We start from the raw sequence: 21,303 nt of genomic DNA, 5'->3' as shown, positions 1-21,303 counted from the left end.
ATGATAATCAGCGCAACAGTATATACGTTTAACAAGCATAAAAAAGCCCTGATTATTCAGGGCTTTCTCTACGAGTATTCACTTAGTTAAGCGTGACTAACTAATACTAGTCTAATTGCATCTAGTTGCAGCTTACTGCTGTCTAGGTAGCGATTCAGTTCATTCATCTGCTCGCTTAAATGGCTAAGCTCTTCATCACGAATGTTTGGGTTAACCGCTTTAAGTGCTTTTAGGCGCTCAAGTTCACCAGATAGCTGGCTAGTCATTTTTTCACGAGCACACTCTGTTAGGGTGTTTAGCTCCGCATTAGCAAAGGCTTCAGCTTTAGCAAATAGCGGGTGTAAAATTGCTTGTGATGCGTTAACTAACTTGCTGGCAATATGGCGGTTTACTGCACTTAACTGCTTGTTGAAGCTTTCATAAGTCACATTGTCTGACAGGTTATTACCGTTCTTATCTAACAACACTCGAATAGGTGTTGGTGGTAGATAACGGTAAAGTTGGCTCGACTTAGGCGCAGAAGCATCAGCCAAATAAATCAGCTCTAAGAACACAGTACCAGCTGGTAATGCTTTGTTCTTTAATACTGCAACGCTAGTAGTACCTGTTTCAGATGAGGTGATTAAGTCTAGCCCCGTTTGTACTAATGGATGCTCTTGAGTGATCAGCGCAATATCGTCACGGGATAATGCCATTTCACGATCGAAAGTAACCGTAATACCGTCTTCTGGTAAGCCAGGGTAGGTAGGGAACATCATGTGTTCACTTGGGCGCAATACAATGGCATTTTCACCACTGTCTTCTTGTTCAACACCTATAATGTCCCACAGACGAATAACCGAGCCAATTAGCTGAGTATCTTCATCTTTTTCCGCTAGGCTTTGGACTAGCTTATTGGCACGCTCACCACCATGAGAGTTGATCTCTAGTAGCTTATCTCGGCCTTGCTCCATCGCAATTTTAAGCTCTTGATAACGTGTTTTGGTGTTTTCAAGTAAAGTCGCTAGTGTTTCTTGGTCATTGTTTAATAAAGTCTCTAGCAGTTCTGCTGAAAACTCATTAAATAGAATGTGACCACTTGGGCAAGTGCATTCAAAGGCATTCAAGCCTTGGTGATACCACTCAGTTAATCTTTCTTGCGCAGTGTTGGCTAAGTAAGGCAAGTGGATCTCAACATCGTTCTTTTGGCCGATACGGTCTAGACGTCCAATACGTTGCTCTAGCAGATCTGGGTTTAATGGCAGATCAAACAGCACTAGATTACTTGCAAACTGGAAGTTACGACCTTCAGAGCCAATTTCACTACAGATCAGCGCCTGTGCACCGCCAGTTTCTTGGGCAAAGTAAGCCCCGGCTTTATCGCGTTCAATAATCGACATACCTTCATGGAAGACTGTCGCTTGAATGCCTTCACGGGTACGTAAGGCTTCTTCAAGGCTAAGTGCGGTTTCAGCTTGGCTAGCAATAATCAGTACTTTCTTACTGCGATTGTTCTTTAAGAAGTCAATTAGCCAGTCAACACGTGGATCGAACTTCCACCATGCTGCACTGCCGCTATCAAAGTCTTGGTAGATTTTTTCAGGGCTTAATGCTTGGCGCACCTTGGCATTAGTGTCTAAATGCTTGTTCATCATCGCGCTAACGCGTGTCGCCGTGATGTATTGCTCAGGCATCTTTTGTGGATGGCAGTGCAAAATGCGCTGTGGGAAGCCTTTTACAGATGCGCGGCTGTTACGGTAAAGCACGCGGCCAGTACCGTGACGATCGAGTAAATCTTGTAGTAAGCCATCGCGAGCTTGCGTACGGCTATCAACGTCTGCTGAGTCATCTTGGATCAAGGCGATGTTAGCGCTGATATCTTTTTCAGATAGCAGTTCAGTTAAGCTAGTAATAGCTTCAGCAGAGAGTTGCTCGTCTGAAGCCAGTGCATCAGCCGCAGTCGCCACGTCTTTATAACTTTCTTCTTCTTTTAAGAAAGCTTCATAGTCGTAGAAACGATCCGGATCTAGCAAACGTAGACGCGCAAAGTGGCTTTGGTGACCTAATTGATCAGGCGTTGCCGTAAGTAATAGCACGCCAGGGATCTCTTCACTCAAAGCTTCAACAATTTGGTAAGCACGGCTTGGTGCGTCTTCAGACCACTCTAAGTGATGCGCTTCATCAACGACCATCAGATCCCAATCGGCATCTAAGGCTTGCTCTAAGCGGCGTTTCTTACGTAATAGGTCAAGCGAACAGATCACTAGCTGTTCGGTATAGAATGGGTTGTCATGATCAGCATAGGCTTCAACACAACGGTCTTCATCAAATACAGAGAAACGTAGGTTAAAGCGGCGTAGCATTTCCACTAACCATTGGTGACGTAGCGTGTCTGGTACGATAACCAAAATACGCTCAGCGCGGCCAGTTAGCAGTTGCTGGTGGATGATCAAACCAGCTTCGATGGTTTTACCTAAACCCACTTCGTCGGCAAGTAATACACGCGGTGCAAAACGTTGACCTACTTCATGAGCGATCCACTGCTGATGTGGGATCAATCCAACTCGAGGCCCTTGCAGTCCTAGCAAGTCAGATGTGGCCAGCTTATTACGCAGTTGCTGGCATTGGTAGCGCACGTTAAATCTGTCTAAGCGATCAATTTGACCGGCAAATAAACGGTCTTGTGGCTTATTAAAACGGATATTGTGATTCAGCAAAGTTTCGCGCAGGCTAACTTGCTCACCAGTTTCACTATGAGTGCCGTGGTAAATAATCAGTGAATCTTTTTCTTCAACTTCAGTAACGGTAAGACTCCACTGCTCGTGGCTCTCAACGCTATCACCTGGATTGTAGATAACACGTGTTAAAGGGGCTTCGGTGCGCGAAAACATTCTATTTTCGCCAGTGGCAGGGAAAAGCACGGTCACCATGCGACCTTCAACCGCAACAACTGTACCTAAACCTAATTCTGATTCAGTGTCACTGATCCAACGTTGACCTAAGGAAAACGGCATTTAAAACTCTCATATACTGGGTGAATCACAAGGGGCGCGTATGTTATACCAATCGCGGGCATATTGAAAATTGAACCCGCTAATATTCGCCCTAATCTCAAATAGTAGTGTACTAAATAATCAACTGCACAGAAGTATTTTTTTGTGTCATGCCCTTGTCATGCCAGCTCGATATCTATGGTCAATCGCAGCAAAAAATTGGCTTGAGCATTGAAGCTGATGGTTAATGGTGGCAGTATGATAATTAGCGTTAACAAACCTGTAACCATTAAAGGAGCTGTACCTATTTGTAATTGATACTAATGCACAATTGGAGGCGCCATGGAACAAGACGACAGAAAGTTGTTTGTACTGGATACCAACGTATTACTGCATGAACCTTTAGCTATCTATTCATTTAAGGAACATGACGTAGTCGTACCAATGACGGTTCTTGAAGAACTAGACTTAATTAAGGACAGAAAACGCGACGTCAGCCGTGATGCTCGAGTAGCAATTAGAGCATTAGAAGATATTTTGGGTGGCAGCACCACACCTGAGCAAATTGTCCAAGGAGTTGCTCTGCCTATCCGTGAGGGCCACGGTGATGTATCAGGCTCACTATCAATTTTCCCCGACCACCAAATCGAATTCACCATTGGCAGTATGCCAGGTGATAATAACGATAATCGCATTATCAATACCGCACTGCATCTTCAGCAGCTGCACCAACCTCGCAAAGTTGTTTTAGTCACTAAAGACATCAATATGCGCTTAAAAGCTAAAGGCGCTGGTATTCAACATGTTGAAGATTACCGTACCGATCAGCTTATTGATGATATTCGCTTCTTAACCAAAGGTTTCCACCGTTTTGATGGTGATTTTTGGGCCCATACTGACGATGTAACAACCGAAAGTGATGGCCGCCATACTGTGCATAGCGTACCGCTAGACAAGCTTGGTGAGGATCTGTTTTACACTAACCAATACTTGTTAGACGAAGGCGGTGAGTTCTGCGGTCGTATTGTTGAAAAAACCGCAACCGAGTTGAAGTTTTTGGATTTAGGCCAAGAAAGGTTGCTCAACCTTGAAGCATGGGGAATTAGACCAAAAAATGTTTATCAAGGCATGGCCATGCAAGCGCTGCTTGATCCAGACATTGATCTGGTGATTTTAACCGGCCCCGCAGGTTGTGGTAAAACCTTACTCGCCATGGCAGCGGCATTAGAGTTGGTTGTTGAACGTGGAAAGTATGAAAAAGTTATCGTAACGCGTAATACGCCAGAAATTGCCGAGTCCATTGGTTTCTTGCCGGGCACAGAGGAAGAGAAAATGGCGCCATGGCTAGCGGCGATCACCGATACGCTAGAGGTGTTACATAAAAATGACGTCAATCCGAGCGGCAGCATGAACTACATCATGGATAAAGCTAACATCCAGTTTAAGTCGATTAACTTTATGCGTGGTCGCTCAATTCAAAACTCTGTGGTACTGCTGGATGAGTGTCAAAATTTAACGGCATCGCAGATTAAAACCATGATCACCCGAATGGGCGAAGGTACTAAGTTAATTTGTAGTGGTAACTTGGCGCAGATTGACTCTAATTATTTAACCGCTGTGACCTCTGGATTAACTTATATTGTTGAGCGTTTTAAAGATTTTGATGGTAGTGCAAACGTCTACCTAAATGGTGTTGTACGCTCACGTCTAGCTGAGTTTGCAGAAGAAAATCTATAGTCCATTCTGTTTTTATTCACTGCAACAAAAGGCCTCTGATTGATTGAGGCCTTTTTTAACTTTTAAGTTACATTTTTAAGCTATTATTGAAAGCTATCTTACTGATATTATTAACTCAGAAATCCTAAATCTAGGGTCGCGCATTATGATTAATCTCGAAAGAGTAAACCAAGGGTTGTAAATGAAACGGATTGAACCGACTCTCCAGCTGAAGTCAACAATTCTAAAAAACTATAATAGAGCGGTTTTTTACACCTATATTGGCGTAATCATCATGGCTTCTTTAACGGCTTGGATGTCATTCGATAGGGAGAAAGCCGAGCTAATTCATAAAACTGAAGAATTAGTTGAGCGTCACGTACTACAGGTGGACTTATTACTTGAGTCTAGCATTCGTGCTGTGCAGAGTTTGCGTAATGTGGCGGTCGATCATTTGCGCTTAGGTGAGTTGGTGCGTAAAGATCGCTTACCTCAATATGAAAAATTTAACGAAAGCGGCCAGTTTTTTACTTTAGAACCTAGCTATGCCAAAAGTGGCGAGCCGTTTACCAATATGGGACGCATTACTGGTGCAGGGTCATTAAACGGTCGCAGCGACAAGTTTTATCAAGAGCTAGAAATGCTATTTGAGCTGTCTTTGTCGTTTCCTGTGGCAAATGAAGCCGCACCAAAAGCATCATCGATTTACTATATTTCCAAGCGCCGCATCATGTCTTACTTTCCGTGGCCGTCGGATGAACAACGTTTCCGTGATGAACTGCTTAATAAGAAACAGTTTCAGTTAGTCACGCCCTCTAACAATCCCCAGCGCAGTGTGGCCTGGAGTCCAGCTTATGTTGAAGCAACAGGCAAGGGGTTATTAACTACGTTAGGGGTGCCGATTTATTTAGAAGATGAGTTTATCGGTTCGATAAACTTAGATATGACGTTGGCATCACTGCGCAAGCAAATTCGCCTGTATTTTAAAATGCCCGGCACCGTGATTTTGCTGGATCAGAATAATAATATTTTGACCCACAGTGATATCGACACTTCCGATGTTAATCGGGTTTACCATATCAGTCAGAAGATCCCGTCTGAGCTGCATTCGATCCCTGAATCAGAGCTATTTGATGCCCATGAAGGCATTATCCGTAATGGCTATTATATCCACTCGGTAGCCTTACATAATGCACCGTGGCGTTTGTTATACCTACAAGATGTTGATGAGCTATTTAAAGACTCATGGGAAAAGCTTGAGCTGACCTTCTTATTAGTGGTGTTAGCCTTATCGCTATTGGTGACCATTGTACACTGGCAAACTCGACGCTCGTTTGTTAACCCTGCTTCAAGACTACTGACGCACCTTGAAGAGTGTTCGGCTGAGCCGATTAAACCGCCAGCGAAAATCACCGTAGGCTGGGCGCCTTGGTTCCAACTCGTTAGCCGAATTTTTGAAGAGAACCAACAGTATACTCGTCACCTTGCAGAGCAAAACCGTCGTCTCGATAAGCTAGTAGCACAACGAACAGAGCGCTTAAAAGAGACAACAGAGCGACGTGAGCAAGAATATGCCTTGCTGCGTTCACTGTTAGACTCGATCCCTGAGGCGATTGTCTTTAAAGATAAAGATGGCCGTTACTTAGGCTGTAACAAATCTGCAGAACGTATGTTGGGCTTCAGCGAAGGCGATATGATCGGTCAGTACTCAGACGCCCTCACACCTGACGAGCAAGCCTCGCGGATCCGCGCTGAAGATGAGCGCGTGCTGAACGATCGTGTGCCGCTGCGCTACCAAGAAAAGGTTGAGATCGCAGATAAACCGGTATTACTCGACGTATTGAAGATCCCTTTCTATAACAGTCGCCATGAACTGCTAGGTTTGATCGCAGTTTGGCGTGACGTTACCCGTGAGTATGAATCAGCAGAGCAGCTAAGGTTATCGGAAGAGCGTTATCACTTAGCCATGGATGCGGTAGAAGATGGCTTGTGGGATTGGTATTTAGACTCAGAGCAGATCATTTGTAACCCTGCGTACTACTCAATGTTGGGCTATAAGGTTAATGAGTTCCCAGCTTTGGTGTCGACGATCGATGAATTAATTCATCCAGACGATCTGATCCGAGTGCAGGAGTATCGTGAACAATACTTAAGTGATCCTATTGGTGCTTTTGATATTGAATTTAGAATGTTAGGCAAGAGCGGTGAATACCATTGGCTCCTGTCTCGTGGGCGTATGGTTGAGTTTACCGCTAATGGTAAGCCAAAGCGTATGGTGGGAACGCACAAGGATATTACTCGCCATAAGAGTAACGAAGTGGCGATGCTGGAAGCCAAGCAAGATGCGGAAATGGCTAACCTGTATAAGAGTGAATTCTTAGCTAACATGAGCCATGAGATCCGCACACCGATGAATGCGATCATTGGTATGTTGCAGTTGGCGCAGCGCACCTCATTAACAGCGCAACAAAAAGATTATCTTGAGAAGGCAGGCTTCTCGGCGCACTCGCTATTGAGGATCATTAACGACATTCTTGATTTCTCTAAGATCGAAGCCGGTAAACTTGAACTCGAGCGTGTTGCCTTCCCGCTAGATAAAGTGCTGGAACATGCGCTGGATCTAAACGCCTTAAAAGCGCAAGAAAAGGGCGTTGAGTTACTGCTATATGCGCCCGTTACCGCAGGATTGATCTTAGAAGGCGATCCACTACGTTTAGGCCAAGTGTTAATTAACTTACTCTCAAACGCGGTTAAATTTACTCAGTCCGGTGAAATTGAGTTGGGCTGTGAAGATGTAGGTGAGCGCGATCAACGGATCACTCTTAAATTCTGGATCCGCGATACCGGTATAGGGATCAGCAAAGAACAGCAAGCAACGCTGTTTGACGCCTTTGCTCAAGCCGATGGTTCAACAACCCGTAAGTACGGTGGTACAGGTCTAGGTCTATCCATTAGTAAGCACTTAGTGTCTATGATGGGCGGCACCATGCAGGTTGAAAGTGAAATGGGCGAGGGCAGTACCTTTAGCTTTACCATTAGCTTTGAAATTGCAGAAGAGGCAGAAGTGTTACCGTTAGTGGTCCCTGAAACCTTAGGCAACCTGAAAACACTAGTGATTGACGATAACCCTACGGCACTGCAGATCTATTCTAATGTGATGCGTGATTTCCACTTCCATGTTGATACCGCTGCTAGTGGTCCTGAGGGCTTGTATAAGCTAGAGAATAACCCTGTCGATCTGTTGCTACTCGACTGGATGATGCCAGAGATGGACGGCATCGAGGTGATTAAAAAGATCGATGCCATGGTGGCCGATGGCCGCCTAGAGAAGCGTCCTATCATTATGATGATGACGGCTTACTCTGCTGAGCCAATGCAAAAAGATGTGGCCGATGCCAACGTGTATGCGCTGCTGCAAAAGCCATTTAAGGCATCATCTTTGTTTGACGAAATTATCTCTGCCTTTGCTGATGAGCCGCGTCTAAACCCAACTCCAGAAGCAAATGATGAGGTTATAGATCAGGATGCCGGTTACGTACTATTAGTTGAAGACAACTTTATTAACCAGCAAGTAGCGACTGAACTGCTAAAGAGTGCGGGTTATGTCGTCGATGTGGCTGAAAACGGTCAAATCGCCATTGATATGATTGATAAAGCCAACTATGACGCAGTATTGATGGATATTCAGATGCCAGTGATGGACGGCCTAACAGCGACTAAAGAGCTACGTAAGCGTTACTCAAGTGCAGACTTACCAGTCATTGCGATGACGGCACATGCTATGTCTGGTGATCGCGAGAAAAGTCTAGAGGCGGGAATGAACGCGCATATTACTAAGCCAATTGTTCTTACCGAGTTGTTTGACACGCTTAGCCACTGGATAAGTGAGTGCGGCAGAAAGTCTAAAGCATAGCTTGAATATGAAGGCTAAGTGATAGTTATTCAAATAGATCAAGATAGGCTTGCTAATCGGCAAGCCTATTTATTAAGCTAAATGGGATAAAAATAAAGACTACCGATACCTAAGGTAGCGACCAACAAAGATCAAGGAGATCTAATGAGACCCTACAAGCTCGCGCTGGCGATAGCACTCGCAATTACGCCGCTAACCAGCTCGGTGGCTTCCACCACAAATAGCGCCACAATTATCAAGAAAAGCCAAGCCGCAACCGGTTTTGTTAACCTGTTTTACCAGCAAAATTCAGGCGATCTTTACCTTGAAGCCAATAAGCTTAATGAGCCTTTTTTATTGCTCACCAGTTTGCCTCATGGGGTTGGATCTAATGATATTGGCTTAGATCGCGGTCAACTTGGACGTACCCGCATGGTGCAGTTTGAGCGCCATGGACCCTACTTGATCTTAAAGCAATTAAATACTCAATATCGTGCCAATACCGACAATGCTGCTGAGCAGCGAGCAGTGAAAGAGGCATTTGCTGAATCGGTACTGTGGCGCGGTAAGTTGGTTACAGGTAAACGTAATCTAGTCGCAATAAACGATCTGGTTGTTAATGATCTGCATGGGATCAGCGATACCTTAGAGCGTACTAAGCAGGGTAGCTATCAGCTCGATCCAGCTAAATCACTCATTTTACCTGAAGGGGTTAAATCGTTTGAGCGTAACAGCGACGTCGACGTACTGCTGACCTTTAATAGTGCTAAAAAAGGTAACTATGTTGCTCAAGTCACGCCTGATGCTAAACATCTATCTGTGCGTATGCGTTACTCCTTCATTGCTTTGCCTGAAGAGGGTTATCAAGCCCGAGCGTATCACCCACTTAGTGGATACCTGTCTGATGAATACTTAGATTATGCGACTCAAGTCGATCAAGATATTCGCCAGCGCTTTCTGCTGCGTCACCGCCTTGAAAAAGTCACCCCAGGTAGTGCGCCAAGCCAAGTGGTAAAACCGATCACCTATTATCTCGATCCGGGTGTGCCTGAACCGATCCGCACTGCACTATTAGATGGTGCTCGCTGGTGGGAGCAAGCCTTTACCGATGCAGGCTTTATTAATGGCTTTAAAGTAGAGTTATTGCCAGAGGATGCAGATCCACAAGATGTGCGTTACAACGTGATCCAATGGGTTCACCGTGCAACGCGTGGCTGGTCTTATGGTGCGGCGATCACCGATCCTCGTACAGGTGAGATAATTAAAGGTCATGTGACCCTAGGTAGCCAACGAGTGCGCCAAGATCATTTGATCGCTCGTGGTTTAACGGCTGGCTGGCAAGACAGAGCTGCGGCTGATGAAGCCTCTATGCAGTTAGCATTAGCGCGTATTCGTCAGCTGTCAGCTCATGAAATTGGCCACACGTTAGGTTTAGATCATAACTTTGCTGCATCGAGTAATAACAATGCCTCTGTGATGGATTACCCGCATCCTAAAGTCACCCTAAACGGCGATCAAATTGATATTAGCCAGCCTTACGATGAAGGTATCGGCGCTTGGGATAAGTACACTGTAGCTTATGGTTATGGTGAATACGCCGATGCGCAAGCCGAAACTGCTGGGCTAGCACAACTGCGGCAAGAGGTTGCTAAACAGGGGCTGCGCTATATTGGAGAAGCAGATTCTCGCTCACAAGCGGCCAGTAATGCTTATGCAAGCCTTTGGGATAACGGCAGTGATCCGGTTGCAGAGCTTAATCGACTCGCTGAAGTTAGAGCTAAAGCGATCGCCGGCTTTTCGGCTGATGCGCTGCTAGCAGAGCAACCACAAGGTGAGTTACAAGACACCTTTGTGCCTATCTACTTACTCACCCGTTTTCAAATTGCTGCTGCGGCGAAAATGCTTGGCGGAACAACCTATAGCTACAGCGATGGCGTCGATGGCAAGAGTTGGCACTATGTCGCACCAGCCATTCAGCAGCAGGCGTTAGAGGCACTGCTTGCCACGCTGTCTGCTGAGCAGCTAGTTGTACCAGAGCGCTTACAAGAGATCTTAGTACCCAAGGCTGGTAACTACTATAAAACCCGCGAAAGCTTTGATTCTGCGCTTGGGGTTGTTATCGATCCAGTCGGCATGGCAGAGGTATTAAGTCGGTTAACGCTGACGCAGATCTACGCTCCAGCGAGAATTAACCGAGTTAACCAAGCGTATTTGAGTGACAAAGAGCAGCTGTCAGTCGCTAAGCTTACCGACAAAGTGTTTGCCGCGACGGTATTTAGCGATATTCCAACTGGGCCAGAGCTTGGGGTATGGATGCGAGTCAATGCGGTCATGGTTGATAGCCTATTGGCGACCTACCATGATGACAATACGCGACCAGAAGTTAAAGCTCAGCTGGCAGAGCGATTGGCTTATTTAACAAAGCAGCTAAAACGTAAGGTTAAGCGAGTAAGTGCTTATGAAGCGGCTCATTTTGCTTGGCTATTACAAGGGGTGCAAAAAGGCTTAACTGATAACGAGTTTAAGTTGATTGTGAAACCATTAGCTATGCCACCGGGCTCGCCGATTTAATCTGCGTTAGCGGAACAATGGAAAAAGCGCGAACTGATCGCGCTTTTTTATTTTAAAAATTTATCTTTGAAACTATTTGCTTAGTACTCAGTCTACAGGGTAGATGTTATTCTTGTGCAATTTATAAATGGCCAAACAGTTAGCTCATTGGGTATTATTTATCTCCTTGCTGGGACAGTTTTTACTGAGCCCTGCTATGGCGTTGCCTGATCAGTTACATCGGCTTGAACCACACTTTCTGCAACAGCTTGAACTACATTTGCAACAACCCATGCTTTCATTGGCTGCTGAGGCCGATTTCAATGCAACTCCTGTTTTGATAAATGATATAAGTGGTGTCAATTCTGACGCCAGTTTATTCAGTTTAATGCTGGAGATTAGCGAGCAAATAGGGCAAAGACTGTGTGAAGCAAGTTGTCAGATCTTGTCTTCTGGGCATTGCACTAGCCACAGTAGTTGTGCTCTCGGTCTCGCTGCAATGGCTATTTTGTTTCTAAAACAGGATATTGGCCAGAGTTTGATAGATGGACCGAGCTGGTCAATTAAAACCGTTAAACTTCATGTCGTTACACCTCCTCCAAATCTATAACTGATGATTAAAAATTCAGTTATTTATATTTAAATTGTATCAAAATGCAAAATTTGCCTCTTTTTTATTCTCTATAACAGACAGTTTATGTAGACTGGTTGTTAAGCAGATGTGGGCAAATAAGATTGGAGTTGTAAATGAAAAAATTAACCAGCGTAGCCTTAACACTAGCGATTGGCTGTATTTCTAGCTCAGCAATGGCAGAACGACCAGATTTTTCAAAAACCGCAGCAGCACGTGCTGATTATGATTTTTCTAAAAATGTGTCAGCGTCACAACAAGCAAATAATATTCAACGTGGCTCAACGCGGCACGATTTTTCTAAGCCGTTAGCGGCAACCAGTGAATATGATTTTTCGAAAAATCCTCAAGCCAAACAACGTGGCTATACTAAGCCATCTACTCAACACGATTTCTCTAAAACAGACGCGTTTATACGCGATGTGTGTATCTAGCAATTCGCTAAATACCAACTGAGAAGCAAAGGGCTACTGACGAGTAGCCCTTTTTACTGTTGGTCATCAATACGTTTACCTAGACGGTATGCATCAAGGGCGGCCAGCACCCAAGTTAAAATAAAGCCAGCTGTGGCAAGGTTGACGTATAAGGCTTCATTACCCATCGGCGCTTGGGTCACAGCGCTGTAGATCGCATTAAGTTCGAGTGGGATCTCGCCGCGCAGGATCTGCTCTGAGATCACTTGCGCTCGTTGATAGGCATGCCATAACAATACCGACAATGACACCAATGAACTGAGTAAAAACAGGTTACCTACTAAGGTCTTTTTAAGATAGAAGTGACCGCCACCGGGGCAAACAAAGGCTGAGATGAGAGCGGCTTTTACGGATGTTTTCATAAGGTATTTTTATTGAGGGTCAATGGGATGATCATTCAAGATCGATACGGCGGATCGCTTGGCTGAGAAAGTCATGCTTAGCTTGTAATCTAGCTTTTGTCTCATCTTCACTTCTGTAGGCTGCTAACTGGCTATTTACACCTTGCAACTCTTGCACTAGCCAACCACGGATCATCACATAATAACGCGAATCGGTACCATACTGTTGAATGATGTTTAATGACTCGCTTGATGGCTGTTTGATGGCGCTATCAAGAGCCTTGATCATCACCCCAATGGCATATTCTTCAGTTTGTTGTTGGGCGTTCGCCTGCATAGCGGCGCTAAGTAAAACGCTTAAGAGCAGGGTATTTATAGCTGAACGACTAAAAGAGTTAAGTTTCATATACGCCTCCTTTAGTTACAGTACCAGCTGCGCTTAGGAAATGCTGTTAAATTTTGTTTATCTGGTGAATCGTTAGATTTAAAAACGAAAAACCCTGATTAAGCGAGCTTAATCAGGGGCGCCGGGAAGCAAATTTTCGGGGTTGACGATTACTTTGTTGACCTCCTTATTGAGTATTCAAATTCAGCGTCCTTATCTGGCTTACAGATTGAGATCCGCCTAGGCGGTCTGTTTGCGTGGATAGGGAATTCTGAATGCTAAGGTGTAGGTCACCGGCAAAACGATTAATGTCAGTACTGACGCAAAACCAAGGCCGAAGATAATAGTGATCGCCATCGAGCCAAAGAAGGCATCAGACAACAACGGGATCATCCCCAACATAGTGGTAATTGCTGCCATCAACACTGGGCGCACACGGCTCACCGCCGAGTCGACCACAGCTTGATAAGCAGGTTTGCCTTGAGATAACTCAAGGTTAATTTGATCAACTAATACAATGCCATTTTTAATGATCATGCCGGTTAAGCTCAGTAAGCCTAGTAGCGCCATAAAGCTAAACGGAGCATCAAAGAGTAATAAGCCAGAAACCACACCAATAAGCGACAGCGGCACAGTAAACCAAATAACTAGCGGTTGTCTGACAGAGTTAAACAGCAGCACGGTAATTAAAAACATCGCCAAATAACCCAGTGGAATTGAGCTAAATACTGACTCCTGTGCTTCAAGTGAAGTTTCATATTCGCCGCCCCATTCCAACTCATAGCCAGCCGGTAGTGGGATCGCTTCAATATCGGCTTTGATCTTTCTAAATACTGAGTCAGCGGTTTCATCTGTGCCATTGATCGGATCAGCCAATACTGAAATCACCCGTTTACGATCACGGCGCATAATCAAAGGATCTTCCCACTCAGTGGTAAAGTCAGATACAACTTGAGTAACAGGCACAAAGGTATTGTTCTCACTGCTCCAAATTTGCAACTTCCAAATACTTTGTGCATCAAGGCGTTCCTCTGCTGGGGCGCGGGCAATAATCGGCAACAGATGACTATTTTCACGATAAGTCCCCACTTGCTGGCCACTAAAGTTAGTCAGTAGCGCACTGTCTAAGTCTTGCTTGCTAATTCCAGTTTCACGGGCTTGTGCCAGAGCCAATTGCGGGCGCACAATCGTTACTTGGTTACGCCAGTTGTGGCGCACACCTACAGCGGTTGGTTCAGCTTTTAAGATGGTTTCAGCTTGGGCGGCGAGTTGGCGCAGGACTTGTGGATCTTCACCATAAAAGCGCGCCTCAATTTTGGCTGCTGGGCTTGGGCCATTTTCCATATACTTAAAACGATATTGCGCTTCTGGATATTTCAGGCTCAGCTCACGCTCAAGTACGCGCATATAGCTATTAAGTGTTTGCAGATCTGTCATTTCAAGTAACAGCTGACCATAAGCCTTGTAGCCTTTTTCAGGTACATAGGACAATACAAAGCGCTGCGCTCCTTGACCAACAACTGTGGTCAGATTAACCAGACCAATATCTTCGGCTTGTTGCTGAGCCATTAAGTCAGTTTCAATGCGGCTTAATAGGCGCTCAGTAGCTTTAATATCAGAGCCTTCAGGCATCCACACATCAACAAAAAACATGGGCGTATTAGAGGCTGGAAAGAACACGTTCTTCACATGAGCAAAGCCAAATACTGATGAGATCAGCGCGCTAATCACTAGCAGTAAGGTGACCACCCTAAAGCGCATCGCCAGATTTAAGCTGTAACGGTATAAACCGAATAACCAACCTTTGTATGGATCGTCATTTTCCTCTTCGCTGACGATGCCGTCTTTAAACATCAGGTTGCAGAAAAACGGTGTTAGGGTCATCGCGGTGATCCAGCTGATAAACAGCGAGATCAACAATACTTGGAACAGTGAAGCACAAAACTCGCCGGTAGAGTTATCTGACAAGCCAATTGGCGCAAACGCAATAATGGCAATAATCGTCGCACCAAGCAGTGGCCACTGGGTTTGTGAAATCACTTGTTTAGCGGTTTCAAGTCGAGTTTGACCACGCTTAATGCCGATTAAAATGCCTTCAGTAACCACAATAGCGTTATCTACCAGCATACCTAAAGCGATGATCAGTGCACCTAATGAGATGATCTGCAACTCAATATTGAGCACATTCATCACCACAAAGGTGCCTAAAATGGTCAGTAGTAGTACTAAGCCCATTAATAGGCCAGAACGAACGCCCATAAAGATAAGTAGTACGCCAATAACGATCGCAATTGACTCGGCCAAGTTAACCAGAAAGCCATTGACCGTCTGGTCCACCATCTTACTTTGGTCATAAACCGTATCAAGAGACATACCAATAGGCAGCTCACTATTAAGCTCTGCCATACGCGCGTTTACCGCTTCACCGACATTTACAACGTTAACGCCACTGGAAAATGCGATACCAATAGATAAAGCTTTTTTACCATCTGCATGGTAAATGCTCTCCGGTGACTCTTCGGTGTCTTTGTAGATCTTGGCGATATCGCCTAAATAGATAAGTTTGGCACTGCCCGGTGGACTAATGACCAAGCGCTCCATTTGGCTAACCTTATTGAACTCGCCAGTTGGATGAATACGAATGCGGTTATCGCCAACAAGCATGCTGCCAGCGTTAGAGACCACGTTCTGGCTATTGATAAGACCATAGATATAGTTTTGATCTAGGCCCAAGGCATTCAGTTTTTGCTGGGAGATCTCAACCACCACTTGCTCGTTAACAATGCCAGCGATGGTGACTTTTTTAATGCCTTTGACCAGCACTAGCTCACGGCGTAAAAAGTCGGCATAGTTTTGCAGTTCGCGGTCGCTGTAACCTTCACCACTGACGTTAAGCAAAATACCGTAAACGTCACCAAAATCATCAATCACCTTAGGCGCCATCACCCCAGGCGGTAGCTCAACAGCTTTATCATTGATTTTGCGGCGTACTTCATCCCACACCTGAGGCAGTTCATCAGCGCCATAGTTGTCTTTGATTTCGATTTCAATTTGCGACAGGCCAGCACTGTTGACCGAAGTAATGTGCTTAATGCCATCAAGCTGCTGCAGTGCATCCTCCAGCGGCAAGGTGACTTCCTCTTCAACTTGTTCAGGTGAAGCACCCGGATAAGCGGTCACCACCAAGGCTTGTTTGATGGTAAATTCAGGAAACTCTAGCTGACCTAAGCTAAAGAATGAGATGGTGCCACCAACCAGCAGTAGCAGGGCGAACATCCAGCTAATGACTTTATGGGTAATCGAGTATTCAGCAAAATTCATTGGTCAATCTCTTGTAAAGCAAGGCCAAAGCGCGCACGCGCTTTGACACAATAAAGGCGATTAAAGCAGTCGAAAAAAAGGGGGGGGAGCTAGCGTCAGCTTACACGCCACGCTGCCAACGTAGCGGCTTAACCTGCAGATCTTCAGCAAGGTACTGCACACCTGCGACCACGATTTGATCACCAACACTGATCCCACTAACAATCTCAATACCGTCAGTGGTGACTTTACCTAGAGTCACTTGATGTTGGTTAACCTTGCCCAGCTCTGGGTTATAAGCCCACACGATATGCTGGCCGTCGCTATCACGTTTAGTAATTGCACTGGCTGGCAATACCGTGGTGACATTACGCGCTTTGCTTTGGGCAATATCCATAGTGAGCTCGGCACTCATTCCCGGCAGCACCGTCATATTATTTGGACGCGGTAGGGTAAATACCACTTCATAACTTTGGGTGCCCGGAGTCACTTGGGTGGAGTGCTCTTTTAGCTTGGCGGCATAAGCCACGCTTGGATTATTGGCAAAGTGCACTATTGGTTGAGTAATCGCATTAGGATTAAACTGGGTTACGTTAGCGGCTAATGACTCAGGTACTTGGATCACCACATCAATATCGCTGTGTTTTTGCAGTACCAATACCGATTGATTCGCTTGCACCATCTGGTAATTATCAATGGCAATCTTAGCCACAGTGCCATCGTATGGCGCGGTGAGTTCAGTGTAACTGAGCTGATCTTGCGCGCTGGCAAGGTTGGCTTTAGCTGACTTTAACTGTGCGCTAGCAAGATCATAGTCAGATTGCGAAATCAGCTCGCGGCGTAGCAACTCACCTTTACGTTTAAAATCAGCCTTGGCTAACTCAAAGTCAGCTTCACGATTAAGTAAAGTATTTCGAGCATCACGGCTATCTAAACGAGCCAGTAGTTCGCCTTTTTTTACCTGCTGACCTTCGACTAAATCAAATTCAACTAAGTGACCAGAGAGTCTAAATGACAGCTCAGCTTGCTTAGTCGCAGCAACTTTGGCTGGAAAAGTACGTAATGAGCCTGCATTAGCATCGGTAACTTGTAAAAGTTTCACAGGTCGAATGCTTGTTGGCGCGACTTCAGTAGACTCGGCGCTGCAACCACTAATGATGGCAGTTAAAAGTAGCAGTGAAAGTGAAGTCGTTAGTTTAGTCATAACGCAATTTCCATTTGTTAAGGCAAGGTTTCAAATTAGGTTGGCTAAGATAACAGGGCTATTTGTTGAATAAAATGGAATTATGTGGAACCATGAGTTCCGAAAAATGAAACTACTTTTGCTTGATTTGACGCAATTTGTGTGAGCAAAGTATTAATGGATAACTGTCATTTGGCGTGACTAATCAGTCTTATGGTGCAGGGCAGTAGCCAAAAAAGTCTATTTTTAATTGAGATGTTGTAATGAAAACCGAAGATATTGCTTTGTTCCACCGTATCGTTGAAACCGGCAGTTTAGTCGAAGCGGCAGATATATTAAATCTCCCCAAATCAACCCTGAGTCGACGTTTACACGCCCTTGAAGAAGAGCTTAATGTTAAGCTGTTTCATCGACAAAGCAGAGCAATGACACTAACCGCATCCGGGAGTCATTTTTATGATAAAACCAGCGGCATATTAGCTACGCTGGAGCAAACTTTATCAGAGTTAAATGGCCAAGACTCGGCGGTATCTGGTCATTTGCGGATCTTGATCTTCCCGATCCCAGAGCTTTTGATGATCACCCATGCGATCTTCGGTTTTATGGATCTGCATCCTGAGTTGACGGTTGAGATCATCGTTAGCAGCGAGCCGCAAGATATGATCCGTAACAATATCGACTTAGCTTTTATGCTCGAAGATTCGTTCAATGAAAACGAGATGGTTGCGCGGCATCTATTTAGCGAAACGGTACATTTTTATGCCAGTCCTAGTTATTTAGCACGAGCTGGTCGGCCGCAAGATCCAGAGGATCTACCGCAGCATAATTCGATCTTATTCCGTTATCCAAACGGGCGTATTTTTAACGATGTGCCGTTTGGCAAAGATAGAACCATTACCGTAAAAGGCAACTTGTGTGTTAACGCGTTAGATACTTGCCTAGAGGCGACCATTCAAGGACGAGGGATCTCCATGATGCCGCTGCCTTTTGCTCAGCCACATGTTGATAGTGGTGAGTTAGAAATGCTGTTTCCTCATGTGGAGCCATACGAGGGAAAATGTTTTTTAGTTTATCCGTCGCGCCGCTTTATCAGCATGGCGAGTCAACGTTTTATTGATCATATTATGCAGGCGATTGAGCAGTGCGAACAAACTCAGCTTTGTTGCACAGAAGCCTATTTAGGCGGCTCGATTAAACCATATTATCGTTAGTTGGCTGCTAGTAAAGCAGCTATTCAACCACCACAATCCCAAGTGGTGCAAGCAGTTGCTCTTGTTGCCATTGATTAATCATCACCCCCTTTAGATCCACAACGCGTGGATCTAAACCCTCAAGCTCGATGCGAGTGAGATTAGCCCCTTGCAACGCAAAACTGCCCCATTGATCTTGTGAAAACTCGCCGCCACTTAAGTCACTGCCTTTCATTGATGCGCCGGTTAAATTCGCGCCGCGCCAACGATTATCAAATAGCTCACACTCTTCAAGCAACAGGTCGCCTAACTCGGCATAAGCCAAGTTACACCCTGTGATATACGCCGAGCAAAAGTAACTTTTTGGGGTTATGTAATTGGCAAAGCTGGCGCGGCTAAAATCACTGCCTTGCAGGTTAGTTTCGCGCAGTTCAAGGCTGTAGCAGCGGGCGCCTTTAAACAACGCCATGCTCAGGTTACAGCGTTTAAAGCTGGCGCTGGTGAGTGTGGCGTAGCTAAAATCGCAACCTATGTCGTCACCGCTGGCCATAAACTTACAGTTAATAAATTCGGCGTCAGTTAAGTCACTATGGTTAAAGCGACATTGATAAAAGCTGCAATTTTCAAAGCGGGCGTCTTGCAAGTCTTGATCGCTAAAGTCTTGATGATTAAAGATCTGGTCAATGGCGTGCATTAGCGCTCCTTAGCTGCATTTAAGCGAAAAGATTAAGCCTGTTGGCTCACCACGATCGTGGTTTTATCGGGTTCTGAGATCCGTGTGGCAAGAATATAACAAGCAATGCCCATAATCGCATTGGTAATAGGCAGCGCCAGCAGTAAGCCTTTGACACCGCCCAAATATGAGCCCAGCGCTGCCAGTGGCAACATGATTAAAAACAGCCGACATACATTTAAGATAAGTGAACTCATCGGACGGTGATAAGCATTGAGTGAGGTGGCGACTAAAATCACAATCCCCAGCGGACCATAAGCGGCTGGCAATACCAAAATATAGAAGGTTAGCCATTCAATCACTTGTGGATCGCTACTGAATAATTCAGCTAACGGCTGCGCTAAAAATAGCAGCGGCAAGTACAACAAGGTTTGAAACACCAGTACAAATCTAAGCGATAGCATCAGTGCGCTACGGGCGCGTTTAGTTTGGCCGGCACCGAGGTTTTGTGCCACAAATGGCACTAAGCTTGATGACAACGCCATCACCACAATCAACATAACAGATTCTAGTCGCGTACCGGCACCAAAGGCTGCCACAGCGCTGTGGTCGATGCGCGCTAACATCGCCATAATAATCGCATTAGCGAGCGGGTTGAGCAGGTTCATCACCGCCGCAGGCTGCGCAATATGGGCCAGTTGTTTCCAGTTACATTTGAGTCGCTCAATATTCGGCGCCACAAAGCTGACCAAATGACGTTTAAAAATCAATAAATGGCTTGAAAGTGATAGCGCAACGACCCAAGAAACCACAGTTGCAATAGCGGCGCCTTCAATTTCTAAACGTGGAAATGGTCCAATACCAAAAATAAGCAGCGGGTCGAGAATAAGGTTAATTAGCGCAGCTAGCATCATGATTTTAGCCGGAGATTTAGTATCCCCCGTGGCACGTAAGCCTTGGTTACCAACCATGAGTAGCACCAACAAGGGCGCGCCCAAATACCAGATCAGCATATAGTCATGAATAAGCGGTAAGCTAGTTTGGTTAGCGCCAAGCAAACTAAATAGCGGGTCAATAAACAGGCTGCCAAGCACGCCAATAAAGGCGATCAGCAAAAAGGTTAGCATTAAGGCATCATGCAAAAACACTTTCGCTTTATCGGCTTCGCCCGCACCAATTAGGCGGCCAAGATTGGTCGACACGCCAGCGCCAATACCAATGGCAATGCTTGAAATAATCAGGGTAACTGGAAAGGTAAAACTAATCGCAGCAAGGGACTCAGTACCTAACTGACTGATAAAAAACGTGTCAACGAGACTGAACCCAAGAATGGTTAAAATACCAATCAGGTTTGGAAGACTCATATTTAGCAGTACACGACCAATTGGCTGGGAAAGCAGCCCGTGTCTGTCTCGCATAAGGAAGTATTGCCTCGTCTTTGCTTGGAGGGCGATTCTAGCAGGAAAGCCGTAATTTTTACCCGCGTGAGTTAAAAAAAATGGATTTATTTTGTAAATAGGCCTTGGAACTGACTAGATTGACCCCCATGTATCGAACATCAAGCGGCGGTTTTGGCTTCACCTATGCTGAAATCCAGCCAAGTCGCTACTATCTTTAAAAGCCTGCAGAAATAAGTTTAGGCATAAATACAATTGGAGCATCCATCGATGAATATTCGTCCATTACATGATCGTGTCATTATTAAGCGTTCAGAAGTTGAATCAAAGTCAGCTGGTGGCATCGTGCTAACAGGTAGTGCTGCTGAGCAGTCTAGCCGCGGTGAAGTTCTTGCTGTAGGCAACGGACGTATTCTTGAAAACGGTACTGTACAGCCACTAGACGTTAAAGTTGGCGACATCGTAATTTTCAACGAAGGTTACGGCGTGAAGAAAGAAAAAATCGATGGTGAAGAAGTACTTATTCTTTCTGAATCAGATCTAATGGCTGTAGTGAGCTAATCACTCCATTTAGACATTTTCAATACTGACGAGCCAGCT

General features: G+C 45.2%; 14 protein-coding genes. 7 read left to right on the top strand and 7 right to left on the bottom strand.

What is annotated here, in order from left to right:
* Positions 1 to 86: 86 nt before the first annotated feature.
* Positions 87 to 2,993, bottom strand: a complete 2,907-nt coding sequence (rapA, locus tag L884_RS0105510; RefSeq protein ID WP_028766549.1) for an RNA polymerase-associated protein RapA — start codon at positions 2,991 to 2,993, stop codon at positions 87 to 89.
* Positions 2,994 to 3,314: 321 nt separating this feature from the next.
* Here rapA and L884_RS0105500 point away from each other — a divergent pair, with 321 nt between their 5' ends.
* The 5 genes from L884_RS0105500 to L884_RS0105480 all read left to right on the top strand — a co-directional run bounded on the left by L884_RS0105500 (position 3,315) and on the right by L884_RS0105480 (position 12,195).
* On the top strand, positions 3,315 to 4,709 hold the full coding sequence (locus tag L884_RS0105500; RefSeq protein ID WP_028766548.1) for a PhoH family protein: 1,395 nt from the start codon (positions 3,315 to 3,317) through the stop codon (positions 4,707 to 4,709).
* Positions 4,710 to 4,890: 181 nt separating this feature from the next.
* A complete protein-coding gene (locus L884_RS0105495; RefSeq protein WP_028766547.1) occupies positions 4,891 to 8,601 on the top strand; it encodes a response regulator in 3,711 nt (1,236 codons plus the stop codon).
* Positions 8,602 to 8,745: 144 nt separating this feature from the next.
* Positions 8,746 to 11,151 (top strand): zinc-dependent metalloprotease, encoded by a 2,406-nt coding sequence (locus L884_RS0105490; protein ID WP_028766546.1) that lies wholly within the window; start codon positions 8,746 to 8,748, stop codon positions 11,149 to 11,151.
* A gap of 127 nt (positions 11,152 to 11,278) precedes the next feature.
* Positions 11,279 to 11,740, top strand: a complete 462-nt coding sequence (locus tag L884_RS0105485) for a hypothetical protein (RefSeq protein ID WP_028766545.1) — start codon at positions 11,279 to 11,281, stop codon at positions 11,738 to 11,740.
* A 137-nt stretch (positions 11,741 to 11,877) separates the two neighbouring features.
* Entirely contained in the window at positions 11,878 to 12,195 is a 318-nt protein-coding gene (locus tag L884_RS0105480) for a hypothetical protein (RefSeq protein ID WP_028766544.1), read from the top strand.
* Between the two features lie 53 nt (positions 12,196 to 12,248).
* Here the strand turns inward: L884_RS0105480 and L884_RS0105475 are convergent, their stop codons facing one another.
* The 4 genes from L884_RS0105475 to L884_RS0105460 all read right to left on the bottom strand — a co-directional run bounded on the left by L884_RS0105475 (position 12,249) and on the right by L884_RS0105460 (position 17,464).
* Positions 12,249 to 12,596: a hypothetical protein gene (locus L884_RS0105475; RefSeq protein ID WP_028766543.1), complete on the bottom strand. Its 348-nt coding sequence runs from the start codon at positions 12,594 to 12,596 to the stop codon at positions 12,249 to 12,251.
* 31 nt (positions 12,597 to 12,627) lie between these two features.
* Positions 12,628 to 12,981 (bottom strand): hypothetical protein, encoded by a 354-nt coding sequence (locus tag L884_RS0105470; RefSeq protein ID WP_028766542.1) that lies wholly within the window; start codon positions 12,979 to 12,981, stop codon positions 12,628 to 12,630.
* 219 nt (positions 12,982 to 13,200) lie between these two features.
* Complete coding sequence (locus L884_RS0105465) at positions 13,201 to 16,281, bottom strand: efflux RND transporter permease subunit (RefSeq protein ID WP_028766541.1); 3,081 nt, start codon at positions 16,279 to 16,281, stop codon at positions 13,201 to 13,203.
* Positions 16,282 to 16,381: 100 nt separating this feature from the next.
* Positions 16,382 to 17,464 carry an efflux RND transporter periplasmic adaptor subunit gene (locus L884_RS0105460; RefSeq protein WP_028766540.1) on the bottom strand — a complete coding sequence of 361 codons (1,083 nt, stop codon included), beginning with the start codon at positions 17,462 to 17,464 and terminating at the stop codon, positions 16,382 to 16,384.
* Positions 17,465 to 17,706: 242 nt separating this feature from the next.
* Here L884_RS0105460 and L884_RS0105455 point away from each other — a divergent pair, with 242 nt between their 5' ends.
* On the top strand, positions 17,707 to 18,654 hold the full coding sequence (locus tag L884_RS0105455) for a LysR family transcriptional regulator (protein WP_028766539.1): 948 nt from the start codon (positions 17,707 to 17,709) through the stop codon (positions 18,652 to 18,654).
* Between the two features lie 19 nt (positions 18,655 to 18,673).
* Here L884_RS0105455 and L884_RS0105450 read toward each other — a convergent pair whose 3' ends face one another.
* Together L884_RS0105450 and L884_RS0105445 are read right to left on the bottom strand one after the other, a co-directional pair.
* A complete protein-coding gene (locus L884_RS0105450) occupies positions 18,674 to 19,327 on the bottom strand; it encodes a Qnr family pentapeptide repeat protein (RefSeq protein ID WP_028766538.1) in 654 nt (217 codons plus the stop codon).
* A gap of 32 nt (positions 19,328 to 19,359) precedes the next feature.
* The gene (locus tag L884_RS0105445) at positions 19,360 to 20,724 is read right to left on the bottom strand and encodes an MATE family efflux transporter (RefSeq protein WP_028766537.1); all 1,365 of its coding nucleotides are present in this window, start codon (positions 20,722 to 20,724) and stop codon (positions 19,360 to 19,362) included.
* 249 nt (positions 20,725 to 20,973) lie between these two features.
* Between L884_RS0105445 and L884_RS0105440 the strand changes: the two genes are divergently transcribed.
* Positions 20,974 to 21,264 (top strand): co-chaperone GroES, encoded by a 291-nt coding sequence (locus tag L884_RS0105440; protein ID WP_028766536.1) that lies wholly within the window; start codon positions 20,974 to 20,976, stop codon positions 21,262 to 21,264.
* The last annotated feature ends 39 nt before the right edge of the window (positions 21,265 to 21,303 follow it).

The organism is Shewanella fidelis ATCC BAA-318, from assembly GCF_000518605.1.
In the GTDB taxonomy this organism is placed as follows: Bacteria; Pseudomonadota; Gammaproteobacteria; order Enterobacterales; family Shewanellaceae; genus Shewanella; species Shewanella fidelis.
The sequence above is the reverse complement of the archived record's forward strand: the minus strand, read 5'-3'. Positions and strand labels throughout refer to the sequence as shown.

Coding starts and splice junctions, on each gene's coding strand:
- L884_RS0105450 (WP_028766538.1), bottom strand. CDS start 19,327: ATGCACGCCATTGACCAGATCTTTAATCATCAAGACTTTAGCGATCAA.
- L884_RS0105470 (WP_028766542.1), bottom strand. CDS start 12,981: ATGAAACTTAACTCTTTTAGTCGTTCAGCTATAAATACCCTGCTCTTA.
- L884_RS0105440 (WP_028766536.1), top strand. CDS start 20,974: ATGAATATTCGTCCATTACATGATCGTGTCATTATTAAGCGTTCAGAA.
- L884_RS0105455 (WP_028766539.1), top strand. CDS start 17,707: ATGAAAACCGAAGATATTGCTTTGTTCCACCGTATCGTTGAAACCGGC.
- L884_RS0105480 (WP_028766544.1), top strand. CDS start 11,878: ATGAAAAAATTAACCAGCGTAGCCTTAACACTAGCGATTGGCTGTATT.
- L884_RS0105475 (WP_028766543.1), bottom strand. CDS start 12,596: ATGAAAACATCCGTAAAAGCCGCTCTCATCTCAGCCTTTGTTTGCCCC.
- L884_RS0105460 (WP_028766540.1), bottom strand. CDS start 17,464: ATGACTAAACTAACGACTTCACTTTCACTGCTACTTTTAACTGCCATC.
- rapA (WP_028766549.1), bottom strand. CDS start 2,993: ATGCCGTTTTCCTTAGGTCAACGTTGGATCAGTGACACTGAATCAGAA.
- L884_RS0105465 (WP_028766541.1), bottom strand. CDS start 16,281: ATGAATTTTGCTGAATACTCGATTACCCATAAAGTCATTAGCTGGATG.
- L884_RS0105445 (WP_028766537.1), bottom strand. CDS start 20,724: ATGCGAGACAGACACGGGCTGCTTTCCCAGCCAATTGGTCGTGTACTG.
- L884_RS0105500 (WP_028766548.1), top strand. CDS start 3,315: ATGGAACAAGACGACAGAAAGTTGTTTGTACTGGATACCAACGTATTA.
- L884_RS0105490 (WP_028766546.1), top strand. CDS start 8,746: ATGAGACCCTACAAGCTCGCGCTGGCGATAGCACTCGCAATTACGCCG.
- L884_RS0105485 (WP_028766545.1), top strand. CDS start 11,279: ATGGCCAAACAGTTAGCTCATTGGGTATTATTTATCTCCTTGCTGGGA.
- L884_RS0105495 (WP_028766547.1), top strand. CDS start 4,891: ATGAAACGGATTGAACCGACTCTCCAGCTGAAGTCAACAATTCTAAAA.